Origin of the sequence: Aquiluna sp. KACHI24, from assembly GCF_025997915.1 — a bacterium.
GTDB lineage: Bacteria > Actinomycetota > Actinomycetes > Actinomycetales > Microbacteriaceae > Aquiluna.
This window is the reverse complement of sequence record NZ_AP026677.1, coordinates 1,143,084-1,162,754: the sequence shown is the minus strand read 5'-3', so window position 1 is coordinate 1,162,754 and position 19,671 is coordinate 1,143,084. Positions and strand designations below refer to the sequence as shown.

General features: G+C 54.5%; 15 protein-coding genes. 6 read left to right on the top strand and 9 right to left on the bottom strand.

What is annotated here, in order from left to right:
- Positions 1-71 precede the first annotated feature (71 nt).
- On the top strand, positions 72-2,180 hold the full coding sequence (gene pta, locus OO713_RS05885; RefSeq protein WP_264785231.1) for a phosphate acetyltransferase: 2,109 nt from the start codon (positions 72-74) through the stop codon (positions 2,178-2,180).
- Complete coding sequence (locus tag OO713_RS05880) at positions 2,177-3,277, top strand: acetate kinase (RefSeq protein WP_264785229.1); 1,101 nt, start codon at positions 2,177-2,179, stop codon at positions 3,275-3,277. Before pta ends, OO713_RS05880 begins: the two co-directional genes overlap by 4 nt.
- Before the next feature lie 3 nt (positions 3,278-3,280).
- On the opposite strand, the gene OO713_RS05875 is transcribed toward OO713_RS05880, so the two are convergent.
- Together OO713_RS05875 and OO713_RS05870 are read right to left on the bottom strand one after the other, a co-directional pair.
- On the bottom strand, positions 3,281-5,479 hold the full coding sequence (locus OO713_RS05875; protein ID WP_264785228.1) for a bifunctional diguanylate cyclase/phosphodiesterase: 2,199 nt from the start codon (positions 5,477-5,479) through the stop codon (positions 3,281-3,283).
- Positions 5,480-6,001: a molybdopterin-dependent oxidoreductase gene (locus OO713_RS05870; protein ID WP_264785227.1), complete on the bottom strand. Its 522-nt coding sequence runs from the start codon at positions 5,999-6,001 to the stop codon at positions 5,480-5,482.
- A 47-nt stretch (positions 6,002-6,048) separates the two neighbouring features.
- Here OO713_RS05870 and OO713_RS05865 point away from each other — a divergent pair, with 47 nt between their 5' ends.
- On the top strand, positions 6,049-8,298 hold the full coding sequence (locus tag OO713_RS05865; protein ID WP_264785226.1) for a glycosyltransferase family 2 protein: 2,250 nt from the start codon (positions 6,049-6,051) through the stop codon (positions 8,296-8,298).
- Here OO713_RS05865 and OO713_RS05860 read toward each other — a convergent pair.
- A complete protein-coding gene (locus OO713_RS05860; RefSeq protein WP_264785225.1) occupies positions 8,295-9,584 on the bottom strand; it encodes a sensor domain-containing diguanylate cyclase in 1,290 nt (429 codons plus the stop codon). The genes OO713_RS05865 and OO713_RS05860 overlap by 4 nt on opposite strands.
- 101 nt (positions 9,585-9,685) lie before the next feature.
- On the opposite strand from OO713_RS05860, the gene OO713_RS05855 reads away from it, so the two are divergent.
- Positions 9,686-10,513 (top strand): lysophospholipase, encoded by an 828-nt coding sequence (locus OO713_RS05855; RefSeq protein ID WP_264785224.1) that lies wholly within the window; start codon positions 9,686-9,688, stop codon positions 10,511-10,513.
- On the opposite strand, the gene OO713_RS05850 is transcribed toward OO713_RS05855, so the two are convergent.
- Together OO713_RS05850 and OO713_RS05845 are read right to left on the bottom strand one after the other, a co-directional pair.
- Positions 10,514-10,963: a PIN domain-containing protein gene (locus tag OO713_RS05850; RefSeq protein ID WP_264785223.1), complete on the bottom strand. Its 450-nt coding sequence runs from the start codon at positions 10,961-10,963 to the stop codon at positions 10,514-10,516.
- A 13-nt stretch (positions 10,964-10,976) separates the two neighbouring features.
- Complete coding sequence (locus tag OO713_RS05845; protein ID WP_264785221.1) at positions 10,977-11,225, bottom strand: ribbon-helix-helix domain-containing protein; 249 nt, start codon at positions 11,223-11,225, stop codon at positions 10,977-10,979.
- Between the two features lie 153 nt (positions 11,226-11,378).
- Here OO713_RS05845 and OO713_RS05840 point away from each other — a divergent pair, with 153 nt between their 5' ends.
- On the top strand, positions 11,379-14,099 hold the full coding sequence (locus OO713_RS05840; RefSeq protein WP_264785220.1) for an MMPL family transporter: 2,721 nt from the start codon (positions 11,379-11,381) through the stop codon (positions 14,097-14,099).
- Positions 14,100-14,162: 63 nt separating this feature from the next.
- On the opposite strand, the gene OO713_RS05835 is transcribed toward OO713_RS05840, so the two are convergent.
- From OO713_RS05835 to hemE, 4 genes are read right to left on the bottom strand one after another with little or no spacing between them, the layout of a single operon-like run.
- On the bottom strand, positions 14,163-15,263 hold the full coding sequence (locus tag OO713_RS05835) for a ferrochelatase (RefSeq protein ID WP_264785218.1): 1,101 nt from the start codon (positions 15,261-15,263) through the stop codon (positions 14,163-14,165).
- Positions 15,260-15,943, bottom strand: a complete 684-nt coding sequence (gene hemQ, locus OO713_RS05830) for a hydrogen peroxide-dependent heme synthase (RefSeq protein WP_264785217.1) — start codon at positions 15,941-15,943, stop codon at positions 15,260-15,262. Before hemQ ends, OO713_RS05835 begins: the two co-directional genes overlap by 4 nt.
- Entirely contained in the window at positions 15,940-17,259 is a 1,320-nt protein-coding gene (locus OO713_RS05825) for an FAD-dependent oxidoreductase (protein ID WP_264785216.1), read from the bottom strand. Before OO713_RS05825 ends, hemQ begins: the two co-directional genes overlap by 4 nt.
- Positions 17,256-18,326 carry a uroporphyrinogen decarboxylase gene (hemE, locus tag OO713_RS05820; protein WP_264785215.1) on the bottom strand — a complete coding sequence of 357 codons (1,071 nt, stop codon included), beginning with the start codon at positions 18,324-18,326 and terminating at the stop codon, positions 17,256-17,258. Before hemE ends, OO713_RS05825 begins: the two co-directional genes overlap by 4 nt.
- Positions 18,327-18,399: 73 nt before the next feature.
- On the opposite strand from hemE, the gene OO713_RS05815 reads away from it, so the two are divergent.
- Positions 18,400-19,656, top strand: a complete 1,257-nt coding sequence (locus OO713_RS05815) for a glutamyl-tRNA reductase (RefSeq protein ID WP_264785214.1) — start codon at positions 18,400-18,402, stop codon at positions 19,654-19,656.
- The last annotated feature ends 15 nt before the right edge of the window (positions 19,657-19,671 follow it).

Sequence of the window (19,671 nt, the reverse complement as noted above, 5' to 3'; positions counted from 1 at the left end):
CCAGACTAGCTGTGACCAACCCTGGAAATGGTCGACTGAACGGCAAATTCCGAGTGCGTTACCCTTTAGTTATGGCTCGAAATGTGTACGTGGCATCGGTCGAGGGTCACACCATCAAATCGGCGGTGGCTCTTGGCATCTTGGACAATCTAAAGAAGTCCCATGCCCGGGTTGGGGTCTTCCGAGCAGTATCGCCTAAGGCCGAGGCCAAGGACCCAGTTCTGGAAATGCTCCACGAGCTATCTGGCTCCACCATCGACATTCAAAGTTGCACGGGTGCCGACTACCAAGATGTGCATTCCTCGCCCGAGCGTGCTCTCGCGCAAATCATTCATAGGTTTAAGTCCATCGAATCCACCGTTGATGCGATGGTCATTCTGGGTTCTGATTACACCGATGTCGTCTCGCCGGCCGAACTCTCGTTCAATGCCAAAGTCGCAACCAACCTTGCAGCTCCGATGGTCTTGGTGCTCTCGGGCCGGAACTCATTGACCGGGGAGGAAAACTTGGGTCAGGCTCCGGTTCGAGAACCCAAAGAAATTGGGCAGGTTGCCGAGCTAGCAATGCAGGAGCTCGCCGAAGCTAACACCACACTATTGGCAGTCATCGTGAATCGTGCGGGCAGCGAGGTTGGGCAAATCACAGATTCTGTGAGGAGCTCAGTCGGGGCTGATTTGCCAATTTGGGTGGTCCCTGAGGATCCCTACTTAGTTGCTCCAAGAATGTCGCAGGTTCTGGATGCGGTATCCGGTGAGCTGGTCTTCGGAGATCCAGAGCGACTCAAGGATGAAGCCCTCGATGTTGTGGTTGCCGCAATGAGTGAGGTCAACGTCTTGGCCAGGCTCAAGGAAAACGCTGTGGTGGTTGCACCCTCTGACCGCACCGATGCCCTGCTTCCTCTGGTTATGGCTGATAGCTCTGACACATTTCCCAAGCTCACAGGAATTGTCATCAATGGCGGGTTTGAGCTACCCGAAACCATCGCAAGACTGATTCGTGGTGTAAAACCAACTGTCCCGGTCGTGGCATGCCCGGGTGGCAGTTTTGACACCACCATGAAAGTAATTCGCACCCGCGGCATGCTCTCACTGTCGGACCCAGGCAAGATCGCCAGGGCAAGAAAGCTTTTTGAGGAACATGTCCCAGGCGGAGCGCTCGCGCAACGTGTAGCCGAGGTGGAATCTGACGCCATTACACCGCTGATGTTTGAGCATTCTTTGGCCGAGCGAGCCAGAGCAAAAAGCAAGACCATCGTGCTGCCTGAGGGCAATGACGATCGTGTCCTACAGGCTGCCCACAAGGTCCTCACCCGAGGTATTGCAAACCTCATCATCTTGGGTGACCCCAGCGCAATTCGCGCCAGGGCAATTGACCTAAAGCTCGATCTGTCGGGTGCCACGCTGATCGAGATTTCAAAGTCAGAGCACTTTCAAACCTGTGTTGCTGAATACGTCAAGCTGCGCTCCCACAAGGGAATGACCGAGGAGAAGGCACGCGAGATCATGCTCGACGGTAGCTACTTCGGCACCATGCTGGTCCAGCTCGGCATCGCTGACGGCATGGTTTCAGGCGCCTGTCACACCACCGCACACACCATCACCCCAGCATTCCAAATCATCAAGACCAAACCTGGCGTCTCAGTGGTATCGAGTGTTTTCTTGATGGCATTGCGCGATCGAGTCGTCGTTTACGGCGACTGTGCGGTGATTCCAGAGCCAACCGAGGAGCAACTTGCCGACATCGCTATCTCTTCGGCTGAGACCGCTAGGGCTTTCGATATCGAACCTCACGTCGCGATGCTCTCCTACTCAACCGGCGAAAGTGGATCGGGTGTGGAGGTGGACCGAGTTCGCAACGCCACAAACTTGGTGCGCGATCGTGCCCCTCAACTCTCGGTGGAGGGTCCAATTCAGTTTGATGCCGCTGTCGATGCCGGTGTTGCCAAGACCAAGTTGCCTGGGTCATCAGTTGCCGGAAGAGCCACCGTGTTTGTGTTTCCAGATTTGAATACCGGTAACAACACCTATAAAGCCGTGCAGCGCACCGCAGGTGCGCTGGCAATTGGACCGATTTTGCAGGGCTTGAAAAAACCGGTGAACGATCTCTCCAGAGGTGCACTGGTTGATGACATTGTGAACACGATTGCGATCACAGCCATCCAGGCCGGAGCTCAGGCATGAAGCCAGTTTTGGTTGTGAACTCCGGTTCCAGTTCGCTGAAGTACCAGGTGATTGATGTCGACACCAATGACTCGTTGATATCAGGCTTGATCGAGCGAGTGTCTGATCACACTGCGGCTTTTGAGCAGATGGTTGCAGATTTGAAGGCCTCGGGTGTAACCCCGATTGCTATCGGCCACCGTGTGGTTCACGGCGGATCTAAGTTCTCCCAACCTGCGATTGTGGATCAAAATGTGCTGAACGCAATTGAATCTCTGATCCCGCTCGCGCCGCTACATAACCCCGGAAACCTCGCCGGTATCAAAGGTGCGATGGCTGCCTTTCCAGGGCTTATCCAGGTTGCTGTTTTCGACACGGCTTTCCATCAGACCATGCCGCCGGCTGCCTATCGCTATGCGATAGACCGCGAGTTAGAGCAGAAATATTCAATTAGGCGCTACGGCTTTCATGGCACCTCCCACTCCTATGTTTCAAAGCGTGCTGCCAAGTTCTTGGGAAAACCCAACTTCACAGGAGTGGTGCTACATCTAGGCAATGGGGGTTCTGCGTGCGCCGTTCTCAATGGCCGGTCGGTCAATACCTCTATGGGCCTTACCCCACTTCAAGGTTTGGTGATGGGAACCCGTTCCGGAGATCTTGATCCTGCGATTGTGATGTATTTGGCCAATCAGGGCTTGAGCCTCGATGAAATTGACCAGAGCCTAAACAAAAATGCCGGTCTGATGGGCATGACCGGTGATGCCGACCTCAGAGATGTGCTTCGCCGCGCGAATCAAAATGACGCTGTCGCTCGCGAAGCACTCGAGGTTTATGCCCTTCGGGCCAAGCAATATGTTGGTGCGTATCTTGCTCAACTTGGTCCGATTGATGCCCTTGTTTTCACTGCAGGTGTCGGAGAGAACTCCTCCGAGATGCGGGAGCGAATCACCGATGGCCTTGAGCACCTAGGGATTGCACTTGATTCTGAAAAGAACCAGATTCGCGACAAGTCAGACCGCGATGTATCTCGAGCGGACTCGAAGGTCAAGATCTTGGTTATCCCAACTAATGAAGAGTTGGAGATTGCAATTCAAACCGCTCAGTTGGCAGGCATCTAGCAACTAGGAGATGGCAGCAGGCTTACCGAACAGGTATCCCTGGCCGAAGTCAAAACCAATTTCAGCGAGCTTGCGTGCGGTGGGTTCATCTTCGATTCCTTCGACCGTAACTTTCAATCTCGACTGTCTGGCCATTTCTGCAATTGACTGAAGCATGGCCTCAGAATTTCCAGCGATGCCATCGATGATGAAGCTGCGATCTAGCTTCAAGATGTCTACCGGTAACGAGGAGAGTCGACTCAGGCTGGAATAGCCCGTTCCAAAGTCGTCAAGAGCAATGCTGATACCTCTGTCCCTGAGCTGCTCCAGGTGGGTGATGTTTTCCTCCAGCATCAACGACTGCTCGGTGATTTCCAAAACCAAGGCCTCAGGAGCAATTGAATAGCGCTTCAAAGTTCTCAGCACGCGATCCTTGAAATCTCGTATTTGCAGTGACTTTGGATCGAGATTCACGCTGAAGGTCTTACCGTATTGGTCAGCTTGATTCTTTGACCAGTACTGACATACCTGCTCAAGCATGGTTTCGAACAGCTCATCCAACAGACCACCCTGGGTGGCAATCGGAATGAACTCAGCTGCGGGTATCAGCCCTCGCTCCGGATCGTTCCAGCGGGCCAGAACCTCGTAACCCTTAACCTCCCTTGTCTCCAGCGAAACAATCGGCTGGAGGTAGGGAACAATCTGACCGCTTATCAAAGCCTCGCGAAACTCAACTTGCTCAAGATAACTCGTCAGCAAATGTGAGTGCCGCTCATCGCTGAACTGCTCGGCAGACCCGGGGTTACCCCTCAGCTTCGCACTCTTCAGAGCAGCACCGGTCTTGGCGGCTACCTCGCTGATGTCCTCTTCTTTGCCGGCGCGGTGCCAACCAATGCAAGACGTGACCTGAAGTGATGGCCCGAACGAACTGGTTTCGAAATTAACCGCCGAGAAGATGTCGGACACTAGTTTGGGCATGGAGTCGGCATCTGTCAGTGCCACTACACCAAACTCATCGGAAGAGATTCTGCCCAGCAGTATTTTTTTGCATTCAATGCTCTTGAGGCGCTCTGCTACCTCTTTGAGTAGCGCATCTCCGGCAGCTGGCCCCATTGAAGAGTTGAAGGCCGTGAAGCCATCAAGGTCGATATCGGCAACCAGAAGCTCATGACCGTTTCTGTGAGCGACTTTTGCTGATAGCTCTGCTGTGAGTCCGCGACGATTGAGAAGCCCAGTGAGGCTGTCATGGTTTTGCTCCCACCTAAGTTCCAGATCGGCCTTAGCTTGTTTTTGAATTTGTGCTATCAGCTCGGTTAGCCTGGACTGCAGCAGAACTCGAACATCTGCATATTCCGCGGCTCCGCTAACCCCATCGCGGAAACTCAGCTCACCAACTTCGGAAAGTGTCACCTCTTTGGGCCCTGCAATTTCCTGGATGTCCTTGTTGATTTCCTGCACTATGTGCGCAAGGCTCTCGCCCTTCTCCAGTCTCTGGTTCCAAGCAGAAATCTTGGAGTCTAAAGATTGAATCGCCACAAAGTCCGCTCTCGCGGCTGCCAAATCCCTATCTCTTTGCTCTAGCTCCTCAAAGCCTCTTTGAAAACCACGACTCAGATCGCGAATGACCCAGAGGAACAGAATTAGGCCAAGCGATAACGCCATTAGTGAAATCGTGCCCTGCCAAAAGTCAATCAGGGCCCTATCGGCAATTGCCAATTGGGCGTTGGTTCGAGACAGGGCCTGGAACTTCTCACTCAGCTGCCGCGTCTGAGATAAGAACTCTTCAGTTGCAACCGCTAGATTGGGGGCCTGCCTCTGACCCTGAACCTTTGAGAGCTCTGCATCCAATGCCTCAAGCGCTTTTCGAAACTCTGGACCAGCCACTTCATATGAACTCTGTCCAGTGCTGGTGATTACATTAAGGCGTTGAGCCAAAGTTGAGCGTGCCATCAGAAGGTCTTGGGCACTTCTTTGGCCCAGCTGAAATTCCTCGAGTTCTACCACCAGACCAAAGGCCTCACGCTGGACAAAAACAAGGGCAGACGAATCTGACTCTTCGGCGAGAATTGTCTCTCTGGTTCGATCATGGGTTTGATAGGAGTCAAAGGACCAGTAGATCAGACCCAAAACTAAACCCAGCATCGCTAGGCCCAGCCCTATTTGCCCCTTGCGCAGCTTGAACAGCTCTCGACCCGAGGGGGTTTGGACTGGTTTTATGACCACTTAGTCTCCAGCAAGTTCAATTTTGCTTAGCGACCAGTTCCAAGCATCAAGGACGCTGTAGTAGGGGGAACTCTCGGCAAAGATGATTCTTACCGGACCACCCTCTGACACTGGAATCGGCTCCCCGTTTTCATAAATGGCCAGCAGACTCTCGTTGTCCAAAAATGCCTGGACGGTGTCGGCGTAGCGGTAATCGTTCAGGGCGATCGTCTCTACTCGGTCCTCGGCCGTGAAACCGGAGTCGATTAGTAGCTGATCCAAATCAATGACCGTGAAGGTGGTTTTCTCTTTTTTGAATGGCTCGAGAATTTCGATCTCGGTCGTACCGCGCTGCTGCAAAGCTTCGAGGCTGAAATCCTGGGAACCAACCGTCAGCGCGATAGTGGTTTCGATTTCTGCTTGAAAGTCATCTTGAAGGGCGGATGTGGTTGGAGCCGGGTCTTGAGCTGAACATCCTGCGACCAGGAGAGTGGACAAAACCAAAACCCCCAGCTTCGGAAATCCGAAACTATTTTTAGTCATAGCAAAATAGTAGCTAGGAATTGTAAAAACTGGAACACGGGGGACTCTTGGCCAGACCAGCTGAACATTCTGAACTCCCCTATGCTCCAGTTCCGGTATCCGTTAGAGCAACCAACCTCCGGCTGGGTTCTTGGTTTCAATCCCGACCGCTTGCAGTCAAGTTGATCGCAAGCGGCGGAGTGCTTGTCGGGCTTATCTATTTCACTTGGAGATTGCTGTTCACAGGAATAGGCGTTGAGCCGCAGCTCTTCTGGCCACTATTTTTGGCAGAACTCTTTGGCTTTTTTACATTCTTGATGCTGGTTTACGAAGCTTGGGAAACACCGGCGACTCCACGGCCACCCCAGCTTGATTTGAGCACCGACATTCTCATCACCACATACAACGAAGAGATCGACATCGTTGAACCCACCATCGTCGGTGCGCTAAGGGTTCGAGGTCGAACCAAGATTTGGCTTTGCGACGATGGCCGTCGGCCGGAGATGCTGGAGCTAGCCAGTCGCTACGGTATTGAATACCAGGTGCGCGAAGACAATCGTCATGCCAAGGCTGGCAACGTAAACGCCGTGCTGCCCAAGTTGAAAAACGATTTGGTTCTGGTGCTGGATGCCGATCACGTTCCATCACCGGATCTTCTCGAGGCCATGAGTGGCTACTTTGCTGTGGACAAGATCGCGCTGGTTCAATCCGCTCACTCTTTCCGCAATCACAACTCCGTAATGCACGAGGAGACCGGTCGGCACGAGCAATCTCTGTTTTTTGATGTACTGCTACCAGGTCGAAACCGAAAGGGGAGTGTTTTCTGGTGTGGCAGTGCTGCTCTAATTCGTCGCAGTGCACTGGTTGAAGTCGGGGGTGTGGCTACCAAAACCTCAACCGAGGATTTCGAGACATCGCTGCTTTTGCAAATGCGCGGTTACAAAACTCAGTACCACAACGAACACTTGATCCAAGGGCTTGCACCGGACAATCTGGCGGCGTACGTGGTGCAGCGAGCTCGATGGGCACAGGGTACACTCAGCGCATTTCGTCCCGGCTATGCACTTCCGCTCAATAGAAAACTCTCGATCAAGCAGCGCATCTCCTATGTTGGAGCATTCCTTTACTACGTGACTCCTCTGCAGCGGGTGGTCTACTCCACATTTTTGGTGCTGGTTGGAATCTTTGGTTTGGTTCCGGTTTCCCAAGCTTCACCCGAGTACCTTGCGCTTTGGGCTAGCTATGTGATTCTGACCTTCACAGCTGTTGCGGCCCTGGAACGCGGTAGCACGCAGCCATTCGAGGGGATTCGTAACACCTTCTTGTCGATGGAGGCTTTTCTCAGAGCACTCCCCACTCTCTTCACCAAGAAAACGCCTGGCTTCAAGGTGACCCCGAAGAATGAGGTTGATTTAGGTGGATGGGAAGCCCTTTCCTACATTCGATTGCCACTGTTTGTAATTGGCCTAAACGTTGTGGTTTTGGGAAGCAGGGCACTGGACTATGCGCTGATTGCGCTAACGGGCCAGGGCTTCCTTCCACCGTTGCCATGGCCCGCAGCTATTGCAATGTCGTTGTTTGCGACTTTGGAAGTTGGCGTCATCGTTGCGCTTGCAATAAGGATTTACAAACGCAAACAACTGCGAAAACTTTGGCGTTTTCCACTTCGACTCAACGCTCGTCTGAATGGTGTTCTGGTTTCAGTTCTTGACCTTCACCAGGCAGGGGCCGCAATTCTTACTAGGCGAGAGCTGCTGAGGGACTCGAACTCCCTCGAACTTGAGATCGAGTTGACCAACTTGGACGGCGAACAGGTTGTTGCCAGGGGAGTCTTAGAACCTAGAAACACAAGATCGCTGAGTTCAAGCCAAGATGCCGTGAGAGTAGGTGGACAGATCACCTGGAGTGATCAAACATCACGTCGCGCGGTCCTGGAGTGCTGCTATGTAGCTGAGCCCTATCGCGCCAGAAACCGTTTTTGGCAGCGCAGATCACCTCGTGTTGCAGTGTTGCTCGATGCGACCCTGAATGGCCACAAAGCCGAGGCCTTTGACCTGAGCTTTGGTGGTATTGGTTTGCGTTTGACTGGCGAGGTTAGCGTTGCCACTGCGGCTACTTATCCAATTCAACTTCAATACAAAGACAGTCAAATTTCAGGTCGCCTCACCGTCCGAGACGCCAGGGCCATCGGTGATGGTGTTACTCGAGTCGGTGGTGAGGTGGAGTGGGATTCAACAGCCTGGCTGAACGAGATTCTCCCGGTTGCCCTCACGCCAAGATCTAAGCAGTCAGGCTCACACCTGCTGGCGGTTCGCTAGAGGTCGTCCGAGGCCAACTGATTTCGACCGGCTGACTTGGCTCGGTATAGGGCCTCATCGGCTCGCTTTAGAAGATCATGTGAGTCCTCGCGACCATTCCAGCTGACAAGACCTGCGCTGATAGTTGCGACCAGCGGCTTCTTCAGCTGAAGGATTGGAGTTCTGAAGGCCAGCACCAGTCGGGCAGCGATCTCACCGAGTTTTTCTTTTGGCATCGGGTTAGCCAAGACCACAACGAACTCATCTCCACCGATGCGGAAGATTTGATCGTCCCCACGAAGCGTTGCTCGTAGTCTCTCCGCGACCTGCACCAGAGCACGGTCTCCAACATCGTGACCATGCTGATCGTTGATTTCCTTGAAGTGATCGATGTCCAACATGATCAGAGCGAATGAGCTGCCGGACTGATTCGCTTGCTTGATGGTTTGAGCCAGACTGATCTCAAATGCGGTGCGGTTACCAAGCTGACTGAGAGGGTCAAGGAGAGCCTTTTTGCGAAGCTCAGTCTCACGACTCTTTCGCTGAGTGATATCTAGGGCAACACCCAAGACTCCAACAATTGCGCCCTCTGGAGAGCGAATGGCCTCCCCGCGAGCCAGCATCCAGCCATGAAAGTTACCGTTGTTGAACATCTCCAGTTCTAGTTCGTACGGAGTGCCGTGGGCGATGGTCTCAGTCAAAGCTTTGCTCAACCGCTCCCAACTCTCGGGAGAGAACAGCTGATGATGCGTTGAGGCTGGGGGTGGCTCTTTGTCAGGGGTCAGGCCCTGCATGCGAAACAGCTCTTCGGACCAGGTAACCTTGTCGGTCGCTAGGTCCAAATACCAACTACCCAGTCCCCCCAAGCGTTGAGCTGCCTCTAGCTGGGATCGGGCAATGTCTCCGCGAATTCGCTCGCGCACAAGGGTAGAAACGTCTTCGTGAACACCACTCATTCGAAGTGGCTCCCCATCATCGGACCGTTTCACGATTTTTCCCGTGGACTTGATCCAAAACCACTGGTCTTGTGCACCCTTGAGTCGAATTTCGACTTGATAGAAGTCGGATTCGAACTTGGCATGATCTTCGATGGCTTTATTGACCTTGTCCACGTCAGCCGGGTGACACATCATCATGAATTTCTCGATGCTAAACGGGCGTACCTGGTCATGGTCAAGGCCAAGCATGTCAATCCAGTGGTCGTCCACGTCGACCTGTCCAGTGGTCATATCCCAGTCCCAAAGGCCCATGCGAGAAGCTTCAAGCACCAGCCACAAGCGCTCATTGTCGCGCTTCAGCCGCTCCATTTGGGATTTGAAATCCGTCATGTAAACGAGTATCCAGCACTATTGAAAGAATTCAAAGTCGTTTGGCCAAATGGCCCAATATTCCGTCTACGCTCTTGGTTATGGCACTCGCAAAAGCAAAATCCTGGGACACCTCAACAGCAGCCGCTGGCTTTCTCTGGGATTCTCCAAACCCCAAAGCCAACCTCATGTTGCAGCACGGATTGGGTGAGTACTCAGAGCGTTATGTCTGGCAATACAACCAGCTGATTCCGAAGCTGGTGGCTCGGGGATTCAACGTTTACGCCATTGATCTGCCCGGTCACGGTGAGAGTGCTGGGGTCCGAGGACTGGTAGATCTAAACGAGGCATTGATGCTTCACCTCAGTGCTCGTGAGGCCATCGATCCTAGATTGCCACTTGTGTTGATGGGCCACTCACTCGGCGGTCTCGTAACCGCAGCTTCGGTGGTTTCTAACCCAAGCGGAATTGCAGCGGCGGTGATTTCATCGAGTGCGATGCAACAGCCTTCGAAGCGCTGGGAGCGACTTCTCTCCAAGTTGGTTACCTCTATCAACCCAGAGGGTGACATGCCGCTACCGAGGCCGGGTGAAGAGTGTCTCACCCGTGACCTAGAGCTTCTCAAGCTGATTGCTGCTGACGACAAAATGTATCACGGAAAGGCCAGAAACCTGGTTGCCAAGACGGTACTAGAGATTTCAGATATGGTGTGGGATCGAATTGATCAGTGGAATGTGCCAACCCTGGTCATTCACGGAGACAAAGATCTATCGACAAACCATCAAAACTCGATCCGTCTTTATAACAAAATCCCGGCTGTGGACAAGACGCTCCGCATCTACGAGGGCGGATACCACGAGCTGCTCAACGACTTAGACAAGGCATTGGTTGAGCGTGAATTGTTTGAGTGGTTGCAATCCAGGATCTAGTTATCTGAGGACCCAGCGCACAAAGCTGTCTGGGTCAATGATGACAGCACCCTTCACCGGACTCAGCTGCCTCAAAGACCCGTCTAGGGTGACGAGTAGCTCAGCTTTGACGGCAACGACTAGGTCGAGAATCAAGTTATCTTCAAAGTCGGTTGACTTCGCAACCGTCCTCGCTGGCTCGACTATTGACCCTCCAGAGAAGTGGGTGGCATCAGAAATCCCCTCGAGGTAACGGGATATAAATGCATCTTGGTAACCCAATTCTTCAAGGACTCTTGCTACGTTTCTCAAAATGTGCGGGGACGAGAAAACTTGAAATTTCTCCCCATCTAAAGCTAGAGATAGACAGTCCGCTGATGGGTTTGCGGTTCGAGGAGGGACAGAGTCTAGATACGGGTAGGTTGATGCAGGTCCGGTGATTGCGTGTATCCAAACATTAACGTCAAACACAACCCTCAACATCTCAAGCAGACCGGCTGATGCGACGAACTAGGTCAACAACTTCGTCTTCGGAAAGTACGCGCCCGGACACCAGGTCATGAGCCTCTTGCTGAAGATCCCTAAACCGTTGGGCCAAGAGGTCATGTTTCATGCGGCGCATGGCCACCCTCAGAAACTCAGATCTATTGCCCGCGCCAAACTCTTGAACTAGCTGGTCTAACAGCTCTCGGTCCTCCTCGGCTATTGCAAAACCGACCGTCTTTGCTCTCACTTCAGTCTCCTCCAACGTATGCAACGCGTATGCAACGAGCCTACTCCTTCACTGAGACTTTTTTCTCTCAGCTGGGACTCAAATTGCAGTCAGAGAATGTTGAGTAATTGGGGACCGATTCCCAAAACTTCAAGAAAGCTGTTGGACTAACACTTGGCAAGACTGCTCTACAAACTCGGCCTATTCTCAGCGCGCAAGGCTTGGCTGGTGGTCATATCCTGGCTCATCCTGCTAGGCACCGCCGTGGGATTGATGGTCAACTTCGCCGGCAAGCTCTCCTCCTCGATGTCGATTGAGGGAATTGAGTCCCAGCTTGTAATTGACCGCCTGCAAGAGAGTTTCCCTGAGGCCTCCAGGGGTCAGGGTCAAATTGTTTTTCACAAGCCTGCAGCTGAATTTACTGATGCGGAGAAAGAGCTCATCTCCGAAGAGTTACTAAAGCTAGAGGCCATTGATGGTGTAGCCGAGGTCATCGACCCATTCGCCACCGCCGAGGAATTAGCTAAGCAGCGTGCTGATGTTGCCGAGGGTGACCAGAAGCTTGCAGATGCCAGATCCGAGCTGGCCGAGGCTGAGAAAGAGCTGGCCGATGGCAAGGGGGAGCTACTTGATGGCGAGGATGAGATTGCCTCCGGTCTAGCCAAGATTGAGTCGGGCCAAGCCAAGATTGACAAAAACAAGGCCGAGCTAGCAGCTCAAAAAAAGGATCTCGAGGGCAAGCTAGCTCAGGTTGAAGCGGGTATTGCTCAGCTCACTCAGGCTGGAGCTCCGCAGGAGCAGATTGCCCCGCTGGTCGCAAACCAACAGCAAATCCTGGGAGGCCTGGCACAGATTGCGGCGGGTGAAAAGCAGCTTGAGGCTGCGCAAGCTGAGCTCGATGCCGGAGAGCGAGAGCTGATTATCGCCGAGACCGGACTTGAGGCTGGAAAAGACGAGCTAGCCGCTGCTGAAACCAAGATTGCAGATGGCTACAAAGAGCTAGCCGAAGCTGATGCGGAGCTAGCAATCGCGAAGCGACTTTTGGCAGTCACAGAGAACTTTGGAACCATTTCTGAAAATGGCTTGACGGCGATTGCGACCGTGCAGTTTGATCTGCCGGTAAACCAACTCGAGCCGGCCACAACCGATGCCGTAGTCGAAGCTATGACGGAATTGCGATCAAATGCGATGCAGGTGGAGTTCTCCCAAGCACTCACCACCGACTTCGGTGAACTGCTGGGACCAGGTGAGATTGTCGGCTTGGTAAGCGCAGCGATCGTATTGTTTGTGATGCTGGGTTCGATGATTGCAGCTGGATTACCAGTCCTTTCTGCAATCTTGGGTGTTGGCATCTCAGCGAGCATCACGATGGCGCTCTCGGGGGCTATTGAGATGACCTCGACCACTCCGATTCTTGGTGTGATGTTGGGCCTGGCGGTCGGTATCGACTACAGCCTGTTCCTGCTGAACCGGCACCGCAAGCAACTCAAAACCGGCATGGATCTTCGCGAGTCGATTGCCCTCTCCACCGGGACCAGCGGTAATGCCGTGTTGTTTGCTGGTCTGACTGTAATCATCGCGCTTGCAGCCTTGAACCTGACTGGCATTGGCTTCCTGGGTCTGATGGGAACCATGGGTGCAGTGGCAATCGCTCTTGCAGTAACTATCGCAATCACCTTCACACCTGCTCTGATGTCTCTTATCGGCATGCGCGTATTGAACAAGAAGGAGCGCGCGGCACTGGAATCGGCCGAGTCTCGTCATGATGCCGAGCAGCCGAAGAATGCTTTGGTTCCGGTTTTGGCAACCAAGCACCCATGGCTTGCAACATTGGCAGTCGGTGTTCTCTTGGTAGTGGCAGCCTTGCCTGCATCTCAGATGCGACTCGGCCTCCCGGATGGCTCCTCAGAACCAATCGACTCCACCACCTACAAGTCATTCCAATTGGTGAGTGAGAGCTTTGGCGAGGGAGCAAACGGTTCGATCACTGCTGTGGTCACAATGCCTGAAGCTATTGCCGAAGAGGATGAGTTGGAACTTCAGGCTGACATCGCAGAGAAGTTCTTTGCTCTGGATAATGTCTCAGCGGTGCTGCCAGCAGCAATCTCGGAAGATCAAAAGACCCTGCTGTTCCAGATCATCCCAAGCCAGGGTCCAGCCACTGAAGAGACCGAGGATTTGGTCCACGATGTTCGTGACCTCACGGCGCCAATCGATTCCGAGTTTGGAGGGCTACTAGGTGTCACCGGTATGACCGCCACCAACATCGACATCTCAGAGAAGCTGGCTGGCGCACTACCGCTCTACCTCGGAACCGTGTTAGCTCTATCGCTACTTCTATTAATCTTGGTTTTCCGCTCGATCCTGGTTCCCCTTCTGGCCACCGCAGGATTCTTGCTGACCGTGTTTGCCACCTTTGGTGCTGTGGTTGCGGTTTACCAGTGGGGCTGGCTCGGCTTCCTGTTCGACATTCACGACCCGGGTCCAATCCTGAATTTCTTGCCGACAATCTTGATTGGAATCCTGTTCGGTCTTGCCATGGACTACCAGCTGTTCTTGGCGTCTGGAATTCGTGAGGCTTACGTCCACGGCAAGAGTCCAAAGGATGCCATCAATTACGGTATTCACCTCTCCAGGGCCGTGGTTATCGCCGCTGCGCTGATCATGGTCACGGTGTTTGGCGGCTTTGCCTTCAACCACCTAACTCTGGTTCGACCAATTGGATTCGGTTTGGCCATCGGTGTTCTAATCGATGCCTTCTTGGTGAGGTTGATCTTGGTTCCGGCGATCATGTCACTGCTAGGCAAGAGTGCCTGGTGGATCCCAAAGTGGCTCGATCGTCTGCTGCCTGATGTAGATGTTGAGGGAAGCTCGCTAGAACGCAAGGCCGGTTAGCGGCAGCCTATTCAAAGCTAAAGGCGGGAACCCAAGAGTTCCCGCCTTTAGCTTTTTGCGCTTTTAGACCTCGGCCGAGGCTACCGCGGGGAGTTCTTTTCTGAGGTTTGGACAGCAGCCCACCGCACAGAAGTCGGCCCAGGGGCCCAGCTTGCTCAATGCCTTTTTATCTTCTCCCCTGATGCGTTCCAGCAACAGTTCGCCGATGCCATCCACAAAGGCGTGGTGCACGCCTGAGGTGGCAGCGCGACTAAAGGCCAGGCCCTGCTCCTGGGCAGTCTCCTTGGCCTCATTGTCGAGATCCCAGATGACTTCAACGTGGTCTGAAACAAAGCCGATAGGCACCACGATTACCCCTTCTTGACCTGCCGCTTTGGCTGAGACGATGGCATCATTCACATCGGGCTCGAGCCAAGGAATCTCGGGGGAGCCGGATCGGGACTGATAGACCAATTCCCACTGCGGGATTTCAGCATCGATTCGCTTTGCAACCGCATCCATTACGATGCCAGAGGCTGCCAGATGTTGAGCTTCGTAGGCACCGCCCGGCTTCGCCCACTCCTCGCGGCGAGCCGGGGGACCGGAGGTTTCTCCCATGGCATTGGGGATTGAGTGAGTAGCGAACATCACCTTGATCCTCTCGCTGGCTACGCCACCTTGAACCATTTCATTAATCTTCTGGGCCAGATCTTCGATAACGGGCTCCAGAAAGCCCGGATGATCAAAGTAGTGGCGCACCTTGTCGATGGTCATCTTGCCCAGCAGGTCGTTGTCGGTCAATGCCTTGTGGAGGTTCTCTCGATACTGGCGGCAGCCTGAGTAGGAGGAATAGGCGCTTGTGACCCACGCCAAAACTTTGCGGTGACCGTCCTGATACATCTGCTTCACCACATCGGCAAAGTAAGGTTCGGAGTTTCTGTTTCCCCAGTAGATCGGCAGATCGATACCAAGCTCGGGAAAGCGCTCGCGCATCTTTGCCAGCAGCGCTCGGTTTTGATCATTGATCGGGCTCACCCCGCCCAAAGCCAAGTAGTGGTGAGAAACCTCAACCAAGCGCTCGTAAGGCACCCCGCGACCTGCGGTGACTCGCTCGAGATAGGGCATAACCTCATCGGGCCCCTCAGGGCCTCCAAATGAGGTGAGAAGGATGGCGTCGTAACTCATGCGTAGATCTCTCCAATCTGGGTTAGTTCAATTTGCTTTCCTGTGAAAAATGGAACTTCCACCCGCACGTGCAGGCGAGCCTTGGTGTAGCGCAGCTCTCGCATCATGTCGACTATCTCGTGCAGCTCATCTGACTCCAGTGCTAGGAGCCACTCGTAGTCGCCGAGGGCGAAGGATGCCACAGTGTTGGAGACGATGCCGCCGTATTTGTGACCGGCCTTGCCGTGCTCAATGAGCATCGCGCGGCGCTCTTCTTCGGGTAGTAAATACCACTCGTAGGAGCGCACAAAGGGGTAGATGCAGAGCCACTGCTTTGCTTTGGCCCCAAGCATAAATCCCGGCACGTGAGAGCGATTGAACTCAGCAGGTCGGTGCAATCCCATTCCGGACCAGATGCTGCGGAAGCATTCACCCAGTGCCGTGCGAGAAAACTCACGAAGTGCCAGCTGAATCTCTTCCGCGCTGTTGGCGTGGACCCAAAGCAGCAAGTCGGCATCACCGCGAAAACCCCGAAGGTCATATGCCCCGCGTAACTCTCCGCCAGTGGCCTCTATTCTCGCCTTCAGGTCGACTAGATCTCTCTGGGCCCGCTCGGGATCTGAGACTTTTGATTCTTGCCTTAACGCAGTCCAGTTCGTGTAGCGAATGCTGTCATTGATGGCGTCGATTTTCTCGCTCATGCCGCTCTCCGTTTCATGTGATCTCGAACAATTCCCAAAATTCCATTGCCGCTGATAAAGCCGCCGGCAAGCTCTAGGTCGGCATCAATTTCATGCAGCTGACTGAGGATCTCTCGAGTGAGCTCAGGGTCGGCCTGCACCAGACCCTGCTGCCAAACAATGCTCTTGGCATCCAAGATGCGCAGGTCAGAGATGCCGTAAATGGCTGAGATTTCGGCCCTTGCCAGCTCAACCAAATCACCCTGTGGCAGCAGGCCATTGCGGCCAAAGCTCAGTCGGATTAGGTGTCGGTCTGCGCCGAGCTCGGATTGCAACCAAGCCCACTTAGCGTTGGCGTGGGTGGTGGCCTTGGCCTTGAAGCCTGCTGCCTCCGTGATCAAGGCTCCCGGCCCGAGCGGGAATTCGTTGAGTGCGCTTGAGTGTGCCAGCGAGAGCACGATTGCAACATCAACCGCCCTAACCGAGGCGGCAAGCTGACTGAGTTTTACGAAGCCCTGAAGCCGCTTGGCAATAAAACCGGCTCCGGCACAAAGACTCAATGCCGCTACCCGGTGCTCGGCTCCGCGAGCGCTGAGTGCAAACCCGCCCTGCACTGGCTTTGCCCAATCCACATCGGCGTCGACAAAGCTGACTCCACTAGCGCTCAGCTTTTTTAAAAGCTCAGTGATTAGGGTTCCCATGCCACCCGCAAGGCTGGCCACCGATGCACCGGGTCGAGTGCTCGCCTGCTTTGATTTTGCAACCGCCGCAGTAAGCGAGCCCAGTTCCCTGGCGCTAGCCAGCAGTGACCCGTAGGTAAGTTCTGCAGAGAGTTGATCGGCAGTGGAGCCGTGAACCCCGGAGAGCACCGGATTCACCAGTCGCTGCAGGAAGCTCTCGCCAAGTCGTGCCCGCACCAAATCGGAAACCGAATCAAATTCTGCAAAGGGCGCCGAGTCGAGTGTTTTGGCAAGTTCAATTTCCTGCGGGCTAAATATGGAGCTGAGCTCTGAATCGTTTAGGTCCGCGGGCAACCCGAGGATGCCCTGAGGGATCCGATAGCGCCCCACTTCCGAAATGATGTTTGCAGAGTTAGGTTCTGGGTAGACCACCAGTGCGTCAAGCCCCAGCTCGCTCAGCAGGGTAAGCACCTGTGGTCCAACCGTCGAAAACGCTTCGGCGCCACAGTCAAAGCTGCCGCTGCCAAGTTCAATCTGGTCAATTAGGCCACCGGGATTAGCACCGAAAACAACGATCTCTTCACCGCGCTCAAGCCCGCGCTGGGCAGCCAGCAGGCCGGCAATCCCAGCTCCGATTACTGCGCGAACTTTGCTCATTTGGTGAGGTCGTGGATTCGCGCAACCAGCTTGGTGAGCAGCTCCGGGTCGGTATCTTTCGGCACGCCATGGCCCAGGTTCACCACGTGACCGGGAGCCAGACGACCACTTTCTAAGACCTCGTCCAGGTTTTTGGTTAGCGCCTGCCAATCACCCAACAGCGTGGAGTCTACGTTTCCCTGAAGTGGCACCCCTGGAAGTGCGAAAGCGGCCTCATCCAACGAAGTTGCGGCGTCAACACCCATGGCCGTTGCACCGCATTCAAACATGTCACGCAGGATTGCTCCGGTGCCAACTCCGAAGTGGATCCGGGGCACCGCTTGCCCGCGGGAGTCGACTAAATCGGCGAGCTGTTCAAACAGCCGCTCGCTGTGGGGCTTGGCGAATTCGAGATATTCCTCGCGAGAAAGCTTCCCCGCCCACGAGTCAAAGACCTGAAGCGCACTTGCCCCGGCCTCGACTTGAGCCCTAATGAACTGGGCGGTGACATCGGCACACCAGTTCAAAATCTCCGCCCAAACTTCGGGCTGAGTTCGCATTAGTTCTCGCGAATGCGGCAGGTCTCTGGAAGGGCCTCCCTCGATTAGATAGGAGGCCAGGGTGAAGGGCGCACCGCCAAAGCCAATCAGAGGGGTGCTGCCCAGCGCTTTTGTGAGGCGACGAACCGATTCCACAATCGGGCTCAGTGCCGTACTCGGAATCAAACTGAGCCTGCTCAGCTGCTCGAGGGATCGAACTGGGTTGGCAACTACCGGGCCAATACCCGGTTCGATCTCGACTTCAACGCCTGCCAGCTTCAGGGGGATGACGATATCGGAGAAAAAAATCGCCGCATCAACTTTGTGGCGTCGAACTGGCTGAAGGGTGATCTCCACTACAAGATCCGGATTCAGGCAGCTTTCGAGCATGGTTGTGCCCTCCCGGATTTTGCGGTACTCCGGGAGCGACCTGCCCGCCTGCCTCATGAACCAAACTGGCAGCGGATTGGTTCGCTCGCCTCGCAGCGAACGCACCAGAAGCGAGCTGGCAGTGCGGCCATCATTCAGCGGGTGGGTTAGATCAAGCACCGCCCTATTCTCGGAAGTTGTGCCATGTGCTCGCTGACAAGGTGTCAGCACGGGGGTTGTTATCTTTTCGCTTGTGGCACTTGCGTTTATTGGAACCGACTTCCACGACACCCCACTGGCCGATTTAGAGCGGCTGGAGCGACGGGCCGATCAGATTCGCGATCGTTTGATTGCGCCAGATTCGCCACTGTCCGGGGCGGTCGTGCTAGCCACCTGCAACCGCTTCGAGGTTTATTTCGAGACCGAGGCGTTTCACGGCGGGCTGGATTTTGCCATTGCCCAGGTGGCAGCTGAATTGCACGTGGCCCCCGACACTGCCAGTTCGCTCCTGAAGGTCCTCTATGGTCCGAGCCTGGTTCAACACCTCTACGCGGTCGCATCCGGTCTTGAATCGATGATCGTAGGTGAGGCCGAAATTAGTGGTCAGGTCAAGCGCGCTCTCACCCACAGCCGCAGCGTCGGCCAAACCACCAGCTCATTGGAGCGACTTTTTCAGACTGCATCGGCGGTTTCAAAACAGGTTAGCTCCCAGACTGGCATCGGGGCCTCGGGTCGCTCGATTGTTTCCACCGCGCTCGAGCTTGCCCAGCAGAAGATCGGCAACCTTCTTGGCAAACGGGCACTAATCATCGGCACTGGTGCCTATGCCCGCGTGGTTTCAGCGGCGTTGAAGAACCTGGGCCTTGCAAACATCTCGGTGTTTTCTCGCTCGGGTCGAGCCCGACAGTTTGCCCTCTCGCATGAGCTGACCCCCGTCACAAACGAGCAGCTTGATCTTGAGATGGCTCGGGCCGACCTGGTCGTTAGCGCCAGTGGGTCTCGTGGTTTCGCGGTTGATTTAGACCTCGCTCAGCGGGTCAGGTTGCTGCGCGAGGGTAACGGACTACTTTTCATCGACGTTTCGCTCTCTCGGGATGTCGCACCCGAGGTTGAGCTGGTGCCGGGGTTTGAAATCATCGATCTTGAGACCCTTCGGCTAAAGGCTCCGGCGGAGCACATAGATGCCGTGATTTCGGCTCAAGAAATCGTGCGCGAGGCGGTGACAGAGTTTGAAAATGAGCAAAAGTCTCGCGCCGCTGACCCTGTAATTGCCGCCCTGCGGGCTCATGTCGGGCTCTGGGTGGAGCAAGAGGTTGAGGCTGTGCGGAGAAAGTCCGGCCCCGAGGCCGCCAAGGATGTCGAGCGCTCGCTGCATCGGGTCACCAATGCGATTCTTCACACTCCTTCGGTGAAGGTAAAAGACCTCGCCAAGGACGGTAATCACGATGACTACCTAAACGCGGTGAAGCTGCTGTTTGGTTTGGAGTTGGAAAACGATGAACGCGCTTAGGGTGGGGACTCGGGC